This is a genomic window from Nitritalea halalkaliphila LW7 (genome assembly GCF_000265075.1).
GTDB lineage: Bacteria > Bacteroidota > Bacteroidia > Cytophagales > Cyclobacteriaceae > Nitritalea > Nitritalea halalkaliphila.
Window position 1 is genome coordinate 1 of sequence record NZ_AJYA01000074.1, and the last position, 15,493, is coordinate 15,493.

Annotated in this window: 14 protein-coding genes and 1 pseudogene; 10 read left to right on the forward strand and 5 right to left on the reverse strand. The window is 48.3% G+C overall.

The features are described from left to right. Positions 1-42: 42 nt before the first annotated feature. On the reverse strand, positions 43-810 hold the full coding sequence (locus A3SI_RS15670) for a class I SAM-dependent methyltransferase (RefSeq protein ID WP_009057426.1): 768 nt from the start codon (positions 808-810) through the stop codon (positions 43-45). Between the two features lie 64 nt (positions 811-874). Here A3SI_RS15670 and A3SI_RS21290 point away from each other — a divergent pair, with 64 nt between their 5' ends. From A3SI_RS21290 to rlmB, 4 genes and pseudogenes are all read left to right on the forward strand, one after another. Beyond that, entirely contained in the window at positions 875-1,315 is a 441-nt protein-coding gene (locus tag A3SI_RS21290) for a hypothetical protein (protein WP_238531818.1), read from the forward strand. Then, the gene (locus A3SI_RS21295; protein ID WP_238531819.1) at positions 1,270-1,731 is read left to right on the forward strand and encodes a hypothetical protein; all 462 of its coding nucleotides are present in this window, start codon (positions 1,270-1,272) and stop codon (positions 1,729-1,731) included. Before A3SI_RS21290 ends, A3SI_RS21295 begins: the two co-directional genes overlap by 46 nt. Then, positions 1,659-2,114 (forward strand): GWxTD domain-containing protein, encoded by a 456-nt coding sequence (locus A3SI_RS21300; RefSeq protein WP_238531820.1) that lies wholly within the window; start codon positions 1,659-1,661, stop codon positions 2,112-2,114. Before A3SI_RS21295 ends, A3SI_RS21300 begins: the two co-directional genes overlap by 73 nt. Next, a pseudogene (gene rlmB, locus A3SI_RS15680) lies at positions 2,087-2,859 on the forward strand (23S rRNA (guanosine(2251)-2'-O)-methyltransferase RlmB). The gene A3SI_RS21300 and the pseudogene rlmB overlap by 28 nt, the downstream one beginning before the upstream one ends. Before the next feature lie 24 nt (positions 2,860-2,883). Here rlmB and A3SI_RS15685 read toward each other — a convergent pair. After that, the gene (locus tag A3SI_RS15685; protein ID WP_009057429.1) at positions 2,884-5,337 is read right to left on the reverse strand and encodes a mechanosensitive ion channel family protein; all 2,454 of its coding nucleotides are present in this window, start codon (positions 5,335-5,337) and stop codon (positions 2,884-2,886) included. Positions 5,338-5,584: 247 nt separating this feature from the next. On the opposite strand from A3SI_RS15685, the gene A3SI_RS15690 reads away from it, so the two are divergent. From A3SI_RS15690 to A3SI_RS15700, 3 genes are all read left to right on the forward strand, one after another. Beyond that, entirely contained in the window at positions 5,585-7,081 is a 1,497-nt protein-coding gene (locus A3SI_RS15690; RefSeq protein ID WP_009057431.1) for a Do family serine endopeptidase, read from the forward strand. 301 nt (positions 7,082-7,382) lie between these two features. Further along, positions 7,383-8,042 carry a peroxiredoxin gene (locus tag A3SI_RS15695; protein WP_040671176.1) on the forward strand — a complete coding sequence of 220 codons (660 nt, stop codon included), beginning with the start codon at positions 7,383-7,385 and terminating at the stop codon, positions 8,040-8,042. A gap of 167 nt (positions 8,043-8,209) precedes the next feature. Next, on the forward strand, positions 8,210-9,082 hold the full coding sequence (locus tag A3SI_RS15700; RefSeq protein ID WP_040671178.1) for a hypothetical protein: 873 nt from the start codon (positions 8,210-8,212) through the stop codon (positions 9,080-9,082). Between the two features lie 43 nt (positions 9,083-9,125). Here the strand turns inward: A3SI_RS15700 and A3SI_RS15705 are convergent, their stop codons facing one another. Next, positions 9,126-9,947, reverse strand: coding sequence for a PhzF family phenazine biosynthesis protein (locus A3SI_RS15705; RefSeq protein WP_009057434.1), 822 nt, complete (start codon positions 9,945-9,947; stop codon positions 9,126-9,128). Between the two features lie 88 nt (positions 9,948-10,035). On the opposite strand from A3SI_RS15705, the gene A3SI_RS15710 reads away from it, so the two are divergent. From A3SI_RS15710 to A3SI_RS15720, 3 genes are read left to right on the forward strand one after another with little or no spacing between them, the layout of a single operon-like run. Further along, entirely contained in the window at positions 10,036-11,979 is a 1,944-nt protein-coding gene (locus tag A3SI_RS15710; RefSeq protein WP_009057436.1) for a GAF domain-containing protein, read from the forward strand. Beyond that, a complete protein-coding gene (locus A3SI_RS15715; RefSeq protein ID WP_083836561.1) occupies positions 11,898-12,398 on the forward strand; it encodes a PAS domain-containing protein in 501 nt (166 codons plus the stop codon). Before A3SI_RS15710 ends, A3SI_RS15715 begins: the two co-directional genes overlap by 82 nt. Positions 12,399-12,406: 8 nt before the next feature. Continuing rightward, the gene (locus A3SI_RS15720) at positions 12,407-13,834 is read left to right on the forward strand and encodes a response regulator (protein ID WP_009057440.1); all 1,428 of its coding nucleotides are present in this window, start codon (positions 12,407-12,409) and stop codon (positions 13,832-13,834) included. Between the two features lie 181 nt (positions 13,835-14,015). Here the strand turns inward: A3SI_RS15720 and A3SI_RS15725 are convergent, their stop codons facing one another. After that, positions 14,016-14,450, reverse strand: coding sequence for a TlpA family protein disulfide reductase (locus A3SI_RS15725; RefSeq protein ID WP_083836562.1), 435 nt, complete (start codon positions 14,448-14,450; stop codon positions 14,016-14,018). Beyond that, positions 14,423-15,466 (reverse strand): DUF4369 domain-containing protein, encoded by a 1,044-nt coding sequence (locus tag A3SI_RS15730; protein ID WP_040671182.1) that lies wholly within the window; start codon positions 15,464-15,466, stop codon positions 14,423-14,425. Before A3SI_RS15730 ends, A3SI_RS15725 begins: the two co-directional genes overlap by 28 nt. Between the last annotated feature and the right edge of the window lie 27 nt (positions 15,467-15,493).

A 15,493-nucleotide genomic window follows, 5' to 3' on the forward strand; every position in this document is an offset into this window, starting at 1 on the left:
CCTGACGCTACCATCAGGGGATTTTTTTATGCTGATTAGGCTTTACTTTTCAAGGATGTAATATAAATCAAGGCCCTGATCCGGGCTTTCGACCAGATGAAAATCCTGATAGCTGAGCTCCACAGCATGCGCCACGCGCTTTTGCAGCTTGCTGCGGTTACGCCGATTTAAATACTCGTAGGGCACCTTCAGCCAGTCTGCGGGCAGCCGGTACTGCAGGTTGAAAATATCAAAACGCATGATGCGCTGCACAGACTTACGGTTCTCCTCATGGTAGGCCCAGACTTTTTCATTTCCTCCCACACCTAAGGCCTGCACCTTCGGAAAAACCGCGCGGCAGAGGCGCTCTAGCTCTTTGGGAGTGTATTCCCGCACGTGCCAGGGGTTACGGGATAGCGTATGCCGGATATTCGGCGTGCTGATGATGGCCTTGCCACCCGGCTTGAGGACCCTGTAAATCTCTTCTAAAAACAGCTTGTCTAGAGAAATGTGTTCGATTACCTGAAAGGACACTACCGTATCAAAGGAAGCCGTATCAAAAGGCAGTGGTGGAATATGTGCCTGCTGAAAATGATGCTGGGGAAAACTCGCTTTCAGCTGATCCACGACAGGCCCGATCTTATCGATTCCCGTGTAGGCACTGACCTTTGGCGCGAGCCATTCCACGCCCCTACCTTCCCCGCAGCCCACCTCCAGCAGCTTGCCTTTTAGAAAAGGCTGCGCCAGCACATAGGCGCTGAGCAGGCGCTGGTGAATCGGGTTATCGCTGATTAACTTATCGGATGCTATTTCTGTCGTGTATGTACGCATGAAAAATATTGCTTATATTGAGGCAAAATTAGGCAAATTTTTGTTCTTCATGAAAACTACTTCCATGTTAGCACGTGTCGCCTGCCGAAAAGGACTCCTCGGGCTGCTATGTGCGCTACTCACCTGGCCGGTCATCGCCCAGCAAACGCTCCGAGAAACCAACCAGGCGCTACGTTACTCGCGCTACTCCCGTATCTCGCCGAAAATCATTCCCATCAGTCTGGAGGAAAATCGCATGCTACTTCAGATGCCCATCGAGAAGCTGGAGGAAAACGCGTCTTTATCGAACTATACCCTTTCTTATGGGGTGATTAATGGTTACGACGTACCCTACACCGATGATATGCTGCGCCCCCTGAGGCCTGAACAGATGAAGCGAGACACACGTGATCATTTTTATTTCGAAGAGGAGGTGACCTTAGAGGAAGGCGCCATGACGCAGGTGCCCTGCTTAAGATCGTGGATAACCGACAGGGGGATGAATATTTCTACCACATGGACCTGAAAAGCCCGAATGTTTTTGGTCACCCGAGCTTCGGTGCCTACTTCGGAAACGATATTCCTTTCGATCAGGGATACCTAAAGGCTGGCGAGGCCCTGTTGTTTAAAGGGGGACGCTCTGTCTTCGAACTTTATCCCTTCTTTTACCCTCAGGAGTTTCAGTCTCCCTTCCCGCCGATGGAGGTCAAACCGGCTCCGGTACCCCGAGAAATCGAAGTGCGCCTCGAGTCTGAGTTTCTGATTAACACCACCCGTGCCTTCGAGGAGGAAGGGTATTATTTCGTGCAGCGCGACACGAACGATACCAAAGGGCTTCTGGTGAAAACCGTAAACGAAGCTTCCCGCGTGTGGCCACCTGGGAGGAAATGGTGGAAATGGTCGTCTATATCAGCACCCGCCGCGAACACGAAGCCCTGCTAAAAGCTGAAGACAAGAAAAAAGCCCTGGACCAGTACTGGTTTAACCTCACACGCGATGCCGAAGAGGCGAAAAAAATCATCGCCGAATATTTTAGACAGGTGGAGTTTGCGAACATCCTCTTCACCGACTTTAAAGAAGGCTGGAAAACCGACCGCGGCATGGTCTACATCGTGATGGGGCCACCGAACGAAGTGCTCTTCTACGAAAATGCAGAGGTGTGGTCCTATGGCTCGGTCAATAGTAATTCAAAAATAAGCTTTACCTTTGCGCGGGTAAAAAATATATTAACCCCGAATCATTACGTACTTAACCGATCCCGGGCACTTCAGCCCGAATGGTTTAACAGCATCACACTATGGAGAAGCGGAAAGATGGCTTTTTAATCGAAAAAGGCCCGCAGGAGAAAGATTTTATTTTTGGTACACGCGCAGTCATCGAAGCCCTGCAGTCCGACCGCGAAGTGGATAAAATCCTTATCGATAAGGAATTAAATAACGACCTGATCAAAACGCTTATTCGAGATGCGAAGGCTGCGCAGGTTCCCGTGGTTCGGGTGCGGAGGCAAAGCTGAACCGGATCACACGAAAAAACCACCAGGGCGTAGTGGCCCATCTCTCCGCCATCGCCTACGCTTCTCTAGATCATGTGATCGACAGCTGCTATGCGAAGGGTGAAGCGCCACTCATTTTAGTCCTCGATCGAATCACAGACGTCCGGAACTTCGGAGCTATCGCGCGTACAGCAGAATGTGCTGGCGTGCATGCCATACTCATCCCAGAAAAGGGCAGTGCCCAGATTAATTCGGATGCCGTGAAGACCTCTGCTGGTGCGCTGCATCACTTGCCCGTAGCCCGGGCAAAGAACCTGTTCTTCGCTGTAAAAGAGTTACAAAAAAGTGGCTTGCAGCTCATTTGCGTCAGCGAAAAGGCAGACGCACCCATGTACGCAACGGACTTCACGGTACCCACGGCGCTTATTTTAGGCTCTGAAGAGGACGGGATTAGCTCCGAGCTCTTCAGCTTGGCCGATGGCAAAGTCAGCATCCCGATGAAAGGTCAGATCGAAAGCTTAAATGTCTCTGTTTCCGCTGGGGTAGTCATCTATGAGGTGATGCGCCAGCGTCAGTAAACTGCTTGAAATGCTAAATAAGATTTAAGAGCCCTTCTCCTTTTCCGGATCCCCGGGAAGTTGAGGGGCTTTTGAAATTTCTTCCCGCAGTAATCCAGGGAATTTTTTGATGTAGATATCCTGCTGCGGAAATGGAATTTCGATGTCGTGCTCCTTAAAGGAACGGAAAATCGCGCGCATGACCTGATCGCGGCGCTCTACCCACACATCGATATGCTCCACCCAAAAAAGTACACGAAACTCTACCGCACTGTTGGCAAAAGTTTGCATAAAGACCTTTGGCGCTGGTTCCTTTAAAATGCCCTCCATTTTAAGCTGCTCACTGATAAGTCGTGTGACCAGGTCCATATCGCTGCCATAAGCTACACCTATAAACAGCTCCACACGACGTTTTTTATCCGATAAGGTCCAGTTGATCAAATGCTGCGAGAGCATGTCGCCATTTGGAATAATAACCTCTGAGCCATCATAGCCCTGCAGCTTAGAGGAGCGCACACCGACTTCCTTCACCGTACCGATGCGTCCCCCCACTTCGATCGTATCGCCGATTTGGATGGGGCGCTCGAAGGCAAGTATGATACCAGAGGCCAAGTTATTTACAATCGTTTGGAGACCAAAACCGATACCCACGGAAAGCGCCCCCAACACAATAGCGGCTTTATCTAAAGAAATACCGGAGACGATAATCGCGATAAAAAAGCCCACGGTTAGCACCGCTAATCGGATAAGCAAGATCGAGGATCCTAAGCGCTTTTCCCGTTTATCTGCCTGCTGCTGGTCTTTGATGGTAGCGAAATAGGCGATATTATTCGCTAAAAACACGGAAAGGTAACTGACCAATACAAACAGGAAAATACTACCAAAAGTAAAGGTCACTTTAAGGATTTCACGCGGAGTTTCTAAGAAATCCCTAGCCTGTGAAAGAATCAGCTCACGCAGGGCGATATACTCCAAGAAGTAACCAAACCAGATGAGACCCGCCACTACCGCGAAAATGGCTTTAAGCCGCTTCTGAATGCCGTGAAAGTCTAGAAAAGATGTAAAATCCTTTTGATTTTTCTTCCCCAGCTCCAGCTGCACATAGACGATGTCCATGATCAGCTGCACGAAAATATACAAACATACCGCTTGCATAAAGCTCATGCTGGCGGCTACTCCCAGTAATTTACCGAGACTAAAACGCCCTAAAATTTGCGCGAGCAGCGCCAAGCCATGCAAGGCGATGAAACTATACACCAAATAGGGTATCTTCTCCGGAAGGCGTCCAGGGTAGGTTTTCGTGTATTGAAGGATTTTAATGCCGAGAAAAATGCTCAGGATGCCCATCAGGATGAGATGCCAGCGCTCCTGATAAGCGATTTCCCAGTACAGATTACTGATAGTGTAAAATAAAAAGAGTACGAGCAAAACAAGCCAGTAAGTAAAGGCTTTCCAACTGTTTCCAGCTTTGACGAGTAGGCTACTTAGTGAGGCCGAGAGGAGTAGGCTGACCGAGTAAAAAACGATGGGGGCATTCGTGAAAAAAAACGGCATCAGCGGCAGCACGATAAGCAGACTGGCGATAAACGGATGTCTGCCCAGAAATCCTGCCCGTTTTAAAATGAGGGGAGCGAAATCCTTTTCAGAGGTAATCTTACGGATACTCCAGCGATTAAGCAGATAAAAACCTGTGAAAAAGAGCAGTAAAAACACAAAGCCCCCCGAATGCTCCCGTATGAAGCGCTTCAGAATAAATTGATTAAAATAAACAGACTCACGCAGGACTGTCAGCAGCTGACTGACATCAGGGAAAAAGTTAGCATCCCAGAGGTAGCTGCTTTCCTTACGTAGTAGGGTGCGCTCCATCAGACGCTGTGAGCTCGTAATGCGATCGGTCAGCTCTTCGAGCTGTATGCTGATCGCAGAAATTCGGGCCTGCTGACTAGCCGCCAGCGTCCGCTGCTTGGAAAGGAGCCGCTCTGACTCCGCGGTGCGCCGCCGTAGTTCATCGAGCGAGCGCTTGAACTCGGGTACATCACGCGCTTCAGAGATACGAACAGAAAATATGGGGTCTTTTTTAATGCCTGCCAGCTCATCCCGAACTTGCAGCAGCTCCTGCACACGATTCGCTACTAGGCGTTCGATCTCTCCAGTCTGATTCCGTACCGAAACTAGGACATTTCCCAGCGCATCTAAGTACCGAAGATTCACACGTCCAGAGGCGGAGTCTAAGCGTGCCGAGACCACCGCCAGTAGGCCCTCCAGCTCCGGAACAGCCTCTAAGGCGGAGAGCGTGTCCAGCTCTTTGCGCAGCGTATAATTTAAGCGGTTAATTCGTATCGTGTACTCTTGAATGCTGCGCAAACCCGACTCTAGAGAGGGAATGGCCGCCTGTGCGATGGAATCCTCGCGGGCGCTGGTCTGTGCAGACAACAGCCCCCCTGTCTGAAAAAATGTCAGCCCAAGCAGTAAAAAGAAGAGATAGGTATTCCGCATCATAAAACAAATTTACGAGAAAATCGCATGGCGACAGCACTTAAAGTGCTTCTAACAACGTAAATTGTAGAATAAAAGTGAAATAGCGAAACTGCATGCCGCTTTATCAGTTTAATAAAAGAGATTTTGACAGTGTCCGACTTTTCGACGTTAAAGCATGTTAAAGCAGGCGGAGGCAGAAAAAAATGTACGATAATTGTTACCGAAATTTCTGAAATTCACAGCTATCAATCTATAAAATAAGTCCAATATGAGTAAAAAGCAGTTTTTCTTGGGGATATTTCTCGCTTCCCTCTTTGGCGGTATCATCGCCGTGGCAGGGGTAAACTACCTGAGTAAACAGAACACCGCGACGAATTTTACAGATAAGCAGGACGCAAGCCTCGTGAACTGGTTGTCTGATGAAAAATTCACCATACCTGAGGGCATTAACTTCGTAGCTTCTGCGGAGATGGTGCTTCCCGCAGTGGTGCATGTCCGCAGCACAGTTACCGTCAGCGGTAGAAGCCGAGGCTCGGATCCCTTCGAAGAATTCTTTTTCCGGCGCCCTGACCAAGGTCCTCCTCAGCAGCGCGAAGGAAGAAGCTCCGGCTCAGGGGTGATCATTTCGCCGGATGGCTATATCGTTACAAATAACCACGTAATCGAAAACGCTACGAAAATCGAGATTTCGCTGGAAAATAACGACCGCTACACCGCTCGTGTGATCGGAACAGACCCCACCACTGACTTAGCGCTGATCAAGGTAGAAGCAGATAACTTGCCCTTCGTGCGCTTCGGTGACTCCGACAGAACGCGCGTAGGAGAATGGGTTTTGGCCGTAGGCAATCCCTTCGACCTGACCTCCACGGTCACAGCAGGCATTATTTCCGCAAAAGCGCGTAATATCGGCATCCTCAGAGGTGTAGAAAATAATTTGCAAATCGAGTCTTTCCTTCAAACAGACGCGGTGGTAAATCCAGGAAATTCTGGGGGCGCACTCGTGAATCTGGCCGGAGAGCTTATCGGCATAAACACGGCTATCGCGTCCCGTACAGGTACATTTAATGGGTATGCCTTCGCGGTTCCCAGCTCCATCGTGAAGAAAGTCGCGGACGACTTACTGAAGTTCGGTGCGGTGCAAAGGGGCCTTCTAGGTGTCCAAATCCAAGATGTCAGCCCTGAGCTAGAAGAGCGCCTAAATAAAAAGCTGAAAGTGTCCAGAGGGGTCTATGTCATCGACGTAAATGCGAATAGCGGAGGCGAAGAGGCAGGGCTGCAGGAAGGAGATATTATCATCGCAGTAGATGGCGTAGAAACCAATACCGTAGCACGCCTACAGGAAATGGTAGCTAGAAAACGTCCTGGTGATCAGGTAGAAGTGGTCTATCTACGCGATGGCAAAGAAAAGAAAACAAAAGCCACCCTGAAAAATATCGCAGGCGACACGAAAATCATCAAACGCGAGGTGCCGGAAACACTTACCTTCGAGGAGGTAACCTTCGAAGATGTTAAAGAATCTGTTCGCCAGAAACTACGCATTAATGGCGGTGCAGGTATCCTTCGCGTCGAGAGCGACAAGTGGAAAAAGGCGGGTGCGAAGCCTGGCTTTATCATCACGAGTGTGATCGGAAGTGGTGGTCGCTACCGTATAAATTCTGCTAGCGACTTGGCTGCCGTATTCGAAGAAAACCCAGGTGAGGAAATTGTTATCCTCGGGGTATATCCGAATGGGCAAGAGTTCTACTTCGAGGTAGAACTGGAGTAAAAAACATAAGCAGCAGATCAAAAATCAGCTCCCTGTAAAGCCTCAATTCCTAGCGAATTGGGGCTTTATTTTTCACTAAACCTTTTAAAAATCCTATCGTTTTATCTTTAGAGCGTATAAATGAGGCTCTTCTAAAAAAAATAAGTGAACTGCAGGTACACATAGCCAAGATCTAACACCTATAGATTTTTTCTATCGAATTTAAAATTCCATAGTGACATAGGTCACGTCCTCTTCTGCCGGATGCGGTACCTTTGTAACAAGTTAAACAAATCAACACATACACTTTAAATAAACTAACATGATTACAGCTGAAAACACCCCTAGTATGCCACGCATCGGAGATACAGCTCCTGATTTCGAGGCGATGACAACTACCGGAAAATTAAAGTTCTCGGAATACATTAAAGACTCTTGGACGGTTCTATTTTCCCACCCCGCGGATTTCACTCCCGTGTGTACCACGGAAATGTCCGGCTTTGCACAGGAGCAAGCCTTCTTTGACGGACGTCAGACCAAGCTGATCGGCCTTAGCATCGACTCCATCCATTCGCACATCGCATGGGTAAATAACGTGAAGAAAAATACGGGCGTGCTCTTCGAATTCCCGATTATCGCGGATATCGACATGAGCGTTTCTAAGCTTTACGGCATGCTACAGCCTGGAGAGAGTGAGACAGCGGCTGTTCGTGCAGTGTTCTTTATCGACCCGAACGCGAAAATCCGTCTCATCATGTACTATCCGCTAAATGTGGGAAGAAATATGGACGAAATCAAGCGGGTATTAATTGCACTACAGACAGCCGACAAGCACAAGTGTGCCCTACCCCTTAACTGGACTCCGGGTGAAAAAGCCATCGTTCCTCCACCGAAAACAGTGGCTGAGATGCAGGAGCGCGAGGCGAGCGACTATGAGATGGTCGATTTCTACTTGGCGAAAAAAGACCTCCCAAAAGACTAATTGCGGCCTGAAAATAAAATCATATAGCTCCTTTTGAGCTTTTAAGCTTAAAAAACTCTGCGAAAATTCGCAGAGTTTTTTATTTTCGCTTGTATTTGTAAAAGAAAAAAGCCTATATTTCGCTCTGTTTTCTTTATCTTCCTTGCCATTACTTAACGCGTACCCGTATGTTACATCAACTTGTCCAGCTCAAATTAAACACCTACGACTACTTACACGATCGCTGGGAAGGTCCGCGGGTGATAAAATTCATCAGTAACACCGTAATCTTCGCCTTTTTCGCGGGGTTACTTATCGTCTTATTAGAAAATATGGGCCTGGTCATTCCCTACTTGCCTGCCCATAACGCCTTCTTCGCTATCGAGCTGGCCTTTAACGTGCTACTGATCTTCGAAGCACTTGGCCTCATTTTCCTCATCCCACACTCCGTAGCCGATGCGGTAGGAAAGCAATTCGAAATCATCTCCCTCCTGCTGCTCCGCGATGCCTTTAAGGAATTCGGCCACTATGTGGGCGAACTCAGCTGGGACACTAAATTCCTCATCGACATGCTACCCGTGGTCTCTGATGCCTTCGGAGCCATCCTACTCTTTCTCATTACCGGACTCTTTTATAAAGCCCAAAAGCACATTCGCATCACCCGAAATCAGGAGGAGCAAGAAGGCTTTATCCGGGTAAAAAAACTCCTTTCCATCTACTTGGCACTCTCCTTTATCGGCTTGGGCATCTACGACATCGTGACCGCCTACCAGACCCATAAGTTCATCTACAGCATGAAACTGTTTTATAACCTATTAATTTTCAGCGACATATTCATCCTCCTCTTTTCACTACGGTACACAACCAAGTACTACAACCTCTTCCGCTACTCCTCCTTCGCGCTGGCCACCATCTTTCTGCGCCTGACCCTCTCGGCCCCCGCCTACTTTAATGTGCTTATGGCCATCCTCGCCGGATTAATGGTGCTCCTGGTAACCTACATTTATAATAAACTAATCGCGAAAGTAACGGAGGATATCGACGTGCATCACGCGGATTAGACTGTACACGGAAGCTTTTGGCCTACCGGCCAATGAAAACGGCTTAACCCCCTTCTTCCTGCAGCCAAATCTCACCAACGAGAAAGGTCAGCGCTTTCCCCGACAGTGCCACGCGCTTACCGGTAAGAGCAAGTCCCAAAGTCCCCGGACGCCAAGAAATCTGGCGGGCTTGCATATGGGTTTTGCCCAAGATGGGCGCCCAGAAAGCCGCCAGACTCGTATGGGCTGAGCCCGTAACGGGATCCTCTGGCACTCCCACAGCAGGCCCGAAGAACCGAGAGACGAAATCGACTCCGTAGGCCTGCCCCTCCGCTGTGGTAATCAGCCCCCGATAGGGCAGCGTGGCGAGCAGCTCCATGGGAGGACGATAATCCGCCACAGCCTCCGCATCGGGAAGACGTACGATAAGATCTTCCTGCCCTTTCCATGCGGAAAGAGGCTGTGCCCCAACGAATAATTCTCTTGGAAGGCTGTCTATAGAGATTTCGCTACCCACATCCAGTGGAAAATCCATCACATACGTATCCCCCTGGCGAGTTACATGGAGTAAGCCTGAAAAACGCGTCTGGAAAACCACCTGCTGAAGCTGCGGCAGTTCGTGCATAAACAAGACATGCGCAGCAGAAAGGGTGGCATGCCCACAGAGCTTCACCTCAGCAGTAGGCGTAAACCAGCGCAGTGCGAAACGCCCCTCCTCGGGTGCTATAGGCAGCACAAAGGCCGTTTCCGATAAGTTGTTCGCCGCCGCTATCGCCTGTAACTGCGCATCTGGCAGCCAGTTTTCCAGTAGACAGACCGCCGCCGGATTTCCTGTAAACTGCTCACTGGCAAAAGCATCAATCTGATATGTTTTTAGTTTTTTCATCTATAAAAAATAACCATTTCCGTAAATAAATTTTGAGTCAGGGGATTAAGCCGTATCTTTAACATACAAATATAAGCCCTTCTTACACATGTCGTACACCGACTCCTTATATACACACTTTATTCAATTAGGGCGCGCAGGTTTTTTTCAAGACTTGGACTGGGATACGCTTACAGTGGAAAAACTGAAAGCACATACCCAAATGCAGGCACTTGTTGTGAACTTCATTGCAGCGTCGACTACTGCATCCTACACCTCCTCTCTAAGCAACACGGTGCGGGGTGGCATCTGGATCGTAGACCATAGGAACAAAAAAAACTATTGGTCGAAAAAGCTGCTATCCCTTTTCGAACGCAGTGAAGCGGATGGCCCCCCTTCTTCCGAAGCGTTTTTCGAGCTCGTCGCCGAAGAAGCGCGTGAGGAAACCCGCAGACAGTTTATACAGCATCTAAAAGGTGAAAGTGGGTACACCGTTTATCAGCCGATCGCCCTTCCCAGCGGCACTAAAATCTCCCTCTTCTCTCGGGCACATACGCGCTTTTCGCTATCGGGAGAACCGCTATACACCTATGGCCATAGTGTTACCCTTTCCTCGCTGCCCGCCTATATTCAGCAGATAGAGCGAATAGATGCCACCCAGAGCAAGATCATTAACCTACTTGACGAAATTATCCACTTTAATGAAGCGGACGTAAACGCTCAAATTCAGTCCATGCTGCAAGATCTCGGGAATACTACCGAGGCGGACCGCGTTTACCTTTCTCAGGTATCCTTCCTAGAGGGCGAAGAAGTGATTTCTAACCTGTTCGAGTGGACCATTTCTTCTGTTCCTAGCGTCCAGCAAACAGAACAAGACATCCCGCTCAAACTCTTCGGGGACTTTTTACCGGGGCTAAAACGGGGCGAAGAGTTATTTATCCCTGATGTAAACGACATGCCTGAATCTGACTTTAAGCACTTTCTTCTGGAAGAGCAAGTTCAGGCACTCTTTCTAGTGCCCATCGTCGAAAACCGGAAAATGACAGGGATACTGGGTTGTGATTTCGTACGTAAAAAACAACTGATCCACTACGAAACCAGTACCCTCTTTCAGGCCGCCGCCAAAATCATAAAAGGCACTTACGGGAACCGCGTCCTCCTACAGGAAAATAAAAAAGCGGTAGAAGAATTCAGCTACCTCTTCTCCACGATGGAGCAGGGCGTCGTGTACCAAAACCAAGAAGGCTTCATTGTAAAAGCCAACCCAGCAGCAGAGAAACTGTTGGGTTTGAGCTTCGCGCAAATGCAGGGCAGAACCTCCACCTCAGAAGAGTGGCACGCCATCCGCGGTGATGGAAGTCCTTTCCCTGGAGAGGAGCACCCCGCCATGCAAGCGCTTCGCACAGGCGAGGCTGTCACCGAAGTGGAAATGGGGGTCTTCCACCCTGAAAAAATGACCTATGTATGGATTTTAGTGAGCGCTACCCCCATTTTCGAAGGGCTTCGCACTACCCCCTCTGGGGTGTTTAGCACCTTTACCGCTTACACGGATTTAAAGCAAAATAAACTAAAACTACAGCGCCAAAGTGAGTTGCAGCTCACCTTGGTAAGGCTCTCGACCTCCCTGATTCGTGCTACCAAAGAAGACCTAGACATACAGCTGAATGAGGTGCTGGCACGCGTAGGAGAAGCCACAGGCGCAGACCGCAGTTATATCTTTAGCTATGATTGGGACGCTTTCGTCTGCCATAACACACATGAATGGTGTGCACCAGGCACGGAGCCGATGCTCGAGCACCTTCAAAATTACCCCTTAGAAGAGCTACACGCTTGGACCACAGCCCACCTCGCTGGAGAAAAAATGCATGTGCCCCGTATCGAAGCCATTCAAGAGGATGTCCGTCTTTACCAACTCCTGGAACCCCAAGGCATAAAAAGCCTCATGGCCCTACCTATTCAAGATGGTAAAAAATGCCTTGGTTTATCGGCTTGGACTTCGTCCAAAATTACCACTCCATCACAGAGGAAGAAGAAAAACTCATCGACCTCCTAGCGAAAATGCTTGGCCAATTATTCTTCCGTGTAAATAGTGAAGAGGAACTTGCTAAAAGTCGGGTACTCTTAGAAAATCTTTTCCGAAATAGTGGATCACTCGTTTACATTAAGGACCTCCAGGGGCGGTATCAAGAGGTCAACCCGAAATGGACAGCCACTACTGGACTAAGCCCTCAAGATGTTTATCAAAAAACGGATGCCGAGCTCTTTCCTGAGGAGATCGCAGCGCAATTTATGTACTACGACACACGGGTGCGGACCCATGCCGAAACCCTCGAAGTGGAGGAAATTCTTGAACAGGAAAACAGCAAGGATACGCGCTACTTTATATCCATAAAATTCCCCCTTTACGATGGTGTCCAGACCATGATCGGCACAGGGGCATCACCACAGAAATCACCGACCGAAAACGGATAGAACTCCAATTGATCCGGGAGGAGGCCAACAAAAATGCCATTCTCAACAGTGTGCAGGAAGGGGTCTGGGCGGTGGATCGCGACATGCGCTTTATCTTCTTTAATGATGTGATCAAGTGGGATATGGAAGTAGACTTTGGTCAAAAAATCGCTATTGGGGATTCTTTATTAGATGCACTCCCAGAAAAAGACCGCGCCTACTACCGAATCGCCTATGATCATGTATTCGAAACTGGAAAACCTTTCTATACCGAAGAAAAAATACAAACAAATAAGCGGGTACGCTACTTGGAGTTAAACTTCTATCCCATCGTTCAAGATGATGTAGTAGAAGGAATCGCTGTATTCTCGAAAGATGTTAGTGATCGACGGGCTATCGATGCTGCTCTCGCCGAAAAAGAAACACGCTTGGCACAGGTGTTTAATAAAGCGGGACTGCCCATGCTGCTGGTTGCACTAGAAAATGGACGTATCGTAGAAATTAACGAGAAAGCGAAGGAACTTTACGGACCGCAAACAAGTGCTATACAAAACCTAACCTATGCTGAGCTGACAGGGGATAAAAAAGCCTCCTTAGAAGAAATGAAGGCGGACATAGGCCGTGAAACGGCCAAAACCTGGTTCTCGCAGCATAAAAATGCTGCCAAAGAACCCATCGCAGTGGAACTTTCTGGCAGCTTAATTCATGTAAATGGAAAAGAAATGCTGCATCTGGCCATTTATGATGTTACGAAAGAGCAGCAGCACCTCCAAACCATCACCGCTCAAAACAAGCTGCTTAAAAACATCACTTGGTCCCAATCACACCTGATGCGGGCACCACTAACCAAGATCCTGAGCTTGAGCCAACTCATCCGGCAGAAGGACTTTAGTATATTAACAGAAGAACATGCCCTGGATAAGTTGACCTTAGCTAGCATGGAACTCGACCAAGCCATTCGGGAAATTACGAAAAAGATAACGATCAGTAAATCCATGCTGACACCGGATACGACAAAGCAACCGGCATCCGAAACGACACACCCGCCAAGCGATGTAACGGGTATTCCGAAGAGGGCGACGGTTAAACGTTATATCTTGATCGATGACGATAACATGATGCACCTGCTCCATCGGCAAATACTAAAGCTGGTGGATCCCGATGCCACAGCGATTCACACCTTTTTAAACCCCAAAGAAGGTTTGGCATATCTGCGGAGTGAACGAGATAACCTACAGGAAACGCTACTCTTTCTGGACATTAATATGCCTGAAATGAGCGGCTGGGAGCTGTTAGACGCATGCATGCTGGAGGATATACAGCCACGGGTCATCATCTTAAGCTCCTCTGAAGACGAGGAGGATGTCCAAAAGGCCTTTTCTTATCCCGCCGTTATCGAATACATGACCAAACCCCTTAGCAAAGAAAAGTTGGCGCACTTCCTCGGAAAAGAGTAAAAGCAACAAATTAACTCCGCAAAATGCTTTGTTCCGCCTCTTTTAAGCTGGAGAAACAGTATAGATACGCTATTTGAATGGAAAAAGCCTGTTAGAACAAATTCTAGCAGGGCTTTCAAAAGAAGTAAAAAGAAAAACCTCCCTGAAGGGAGTGATTCCTTTACATACCTATTTCCTTGGCTTACTTTCCGGAAGCTAACAAATTCTTGGCTGCTAATAATTCGTCCAACACCTCGCGGATTTTACCTGAAGGACGGTCTGCCGAAGGATCTAAAACCTTACCCTCCATGTCTAAAAGCAGAAAACGTGGGATGGCGCGCACCATAAAATGCTGTGCGAGTTCTGAAGACCAAGCTCCATCGGCAAACCACTGCAAGCCTTCCATCTGCTTATTGGCGACCATCTTTTCCCAGTCCTCTCGGTTATCATCGATAGACACGGTTAAAAAAGCAATCGGCTGATGGCTGTAGTCTGCTTTCAACTTATCCCAATGGGGATGCTCCCCGATACAGGGTCCACACCAAGTCGCCCAAATATCAATATACACATACTGCCCTTTCAAGCTAGCTAAATCCACTTGCTCACCCTCTACTGTCGTAAAGCTGAAATTAGGCACTTCCGCACCTGGCTAATCGGCTCCCAGCGCGCTTTCTCTTCGGCAAGTTTCGCCATCATTTTTTCAGATGGGTTTTCCGCCTCGAACAGGGAGATTATTTCCTGCGCGTGAACAGGGCCACGATAAGACAACTGATCTTTAACATCTGAAAACTTTAATGTTACCCGAATCTCTGCATGACGCGCTAATGAATCGATGACCTTCCAGCGAACGGCCTGATAAGAAGGACGCTCGTCTGCTGGATACACCCGCATCAGCTCCTGCGCCACCGAACCATAAAACCGCTCTAAAAGTGTATTGTAAAAGGCATAATCCAAGAGGCTAGGATCATCTGTAGGAATAGCTGCTAATCGTTTCTCTACTTCTTTAGCAGGATACGGAATATCCTCCCGTTTTTGGATCTGATGAATGTAGCTGTAATAGTCCGGATAGCTTAACTCCATTAAAAGCGGCTCATACGCAAAAAATGCAGTCTCCATCTGCACAAAGGACTCAGAAAACTTGCCCTCTGCCGCTTGCGCCTCAAAGGACGCCCGCACTTCCTCATACGCCGCATCCCGCTTTGCAATCATTTCTTCAAAAGGCAGCGCTAAAACCTCCATCCAGTTTTCTACACCTGAAGCTTTAAAAGAATGCTTCTTTTCTAGTAAATACTCATTTTCAGCAAGTCGATCCCCATCCAATGCCAGCGTGGCATCGAAATCCTCCGCATCAAAATTCACCTGAAACCGATCGCCAGGTCCTAAATAGAGACTAATCCCCGTACGTGCATGTGCCACGGTAACCATACCTAAGCGGCTTACTGGAATCTCTCCCTGAAAATTACCCGCAGAATCCAGCTTTAACTCTTGCTGCTCCTCCCCATAATAAATCTTAACAGCCTCTTCCTTGCTGTTCAGCACCTGCCCGCTAAGATGTAAAAATGGATCCGACTCTTGCTGCTTTTCTCCGCCCTGACAGGAAACCAGGCCTAAAATCAGAACTAAAGTGAATACCCCTAACCCAAAATGTTTCATAGTGATTACGTTAAATGGAAAGATAAA

Excerpts from the sequence above, each read along its gene's own strand:
- A3SI_RS15670 (WP_009057426.1), bottom strand. The coding sequence starts at position 810 with ATGCGTACATACACGACAGAAATAGCATCCGATAAGTTAATCAGCGAT.
- A3SI_RS21290 (WP_238531818.1), top strand. The coding sequence starts at position 875 with ATGTTAGCACGTGTCGCCTGCCGAAAAGGACTCCTCGGGCTGCTATGT.
- A3SI_RS15685 (WP_009057429.1), bottom strand. The coding sequence starts at position 5,337 with ATGATGCGGAATACCTATCTCTTCTTTTTACTGCTTGGGCTGACATTT.
- A3SI_RS15690 (WP_009057431.1), top strand. The coding sequence starts at position 5,585 with ATGAGTAAAAAGCAGTTTTTCTTGGGGATATTTCTCGCTTCCCTCTTT.
- A3SI_RS15695 (WP_040671176.1), top strand. The coding sequence starts at position 7,383 with ATGATTACAGCTGAAAACACCCCTAGTATGCCACGCATCGGAGATACA.
- A3SI_RS15700 (WP_040671178.1), top strand. The coding sequence starts at position 8,210 with ATGTTACATCAACTTGTCCAGCTCAAATTAAACACCTACGACTACTTA.
- A3SI_RS15705 (WP_009057434.1), bottom strand. The coding sequence starts at position 9,947 with ATGAAAAAACTAAAAACATATCAGATTGATGCTTTTGCCAGTGAGCAG.
- A3SI_RS15710 (WP_009057436.1), top strand. The coding sequence starts at position 10,036 with ATGTCGTACACCGACTCCTTATATACACACTTTATTCAATTAGGGCGC.
- A3SI_RS15715 (WP_083836561.1), top strand. The coding sequence starts at position 11,898 with ATGCCTTGGTTTATCGGCTTGGACTTCGTCCAAAATTACCACTCCATC.
- A3SI_RS15730 (WP_040671182.1), bottom strand. The coding sequence starts at position 15,466 with ATGAAACATTTTGGGTTAGGGGTATTCACTTTAGTTCTGATTTTAGGC.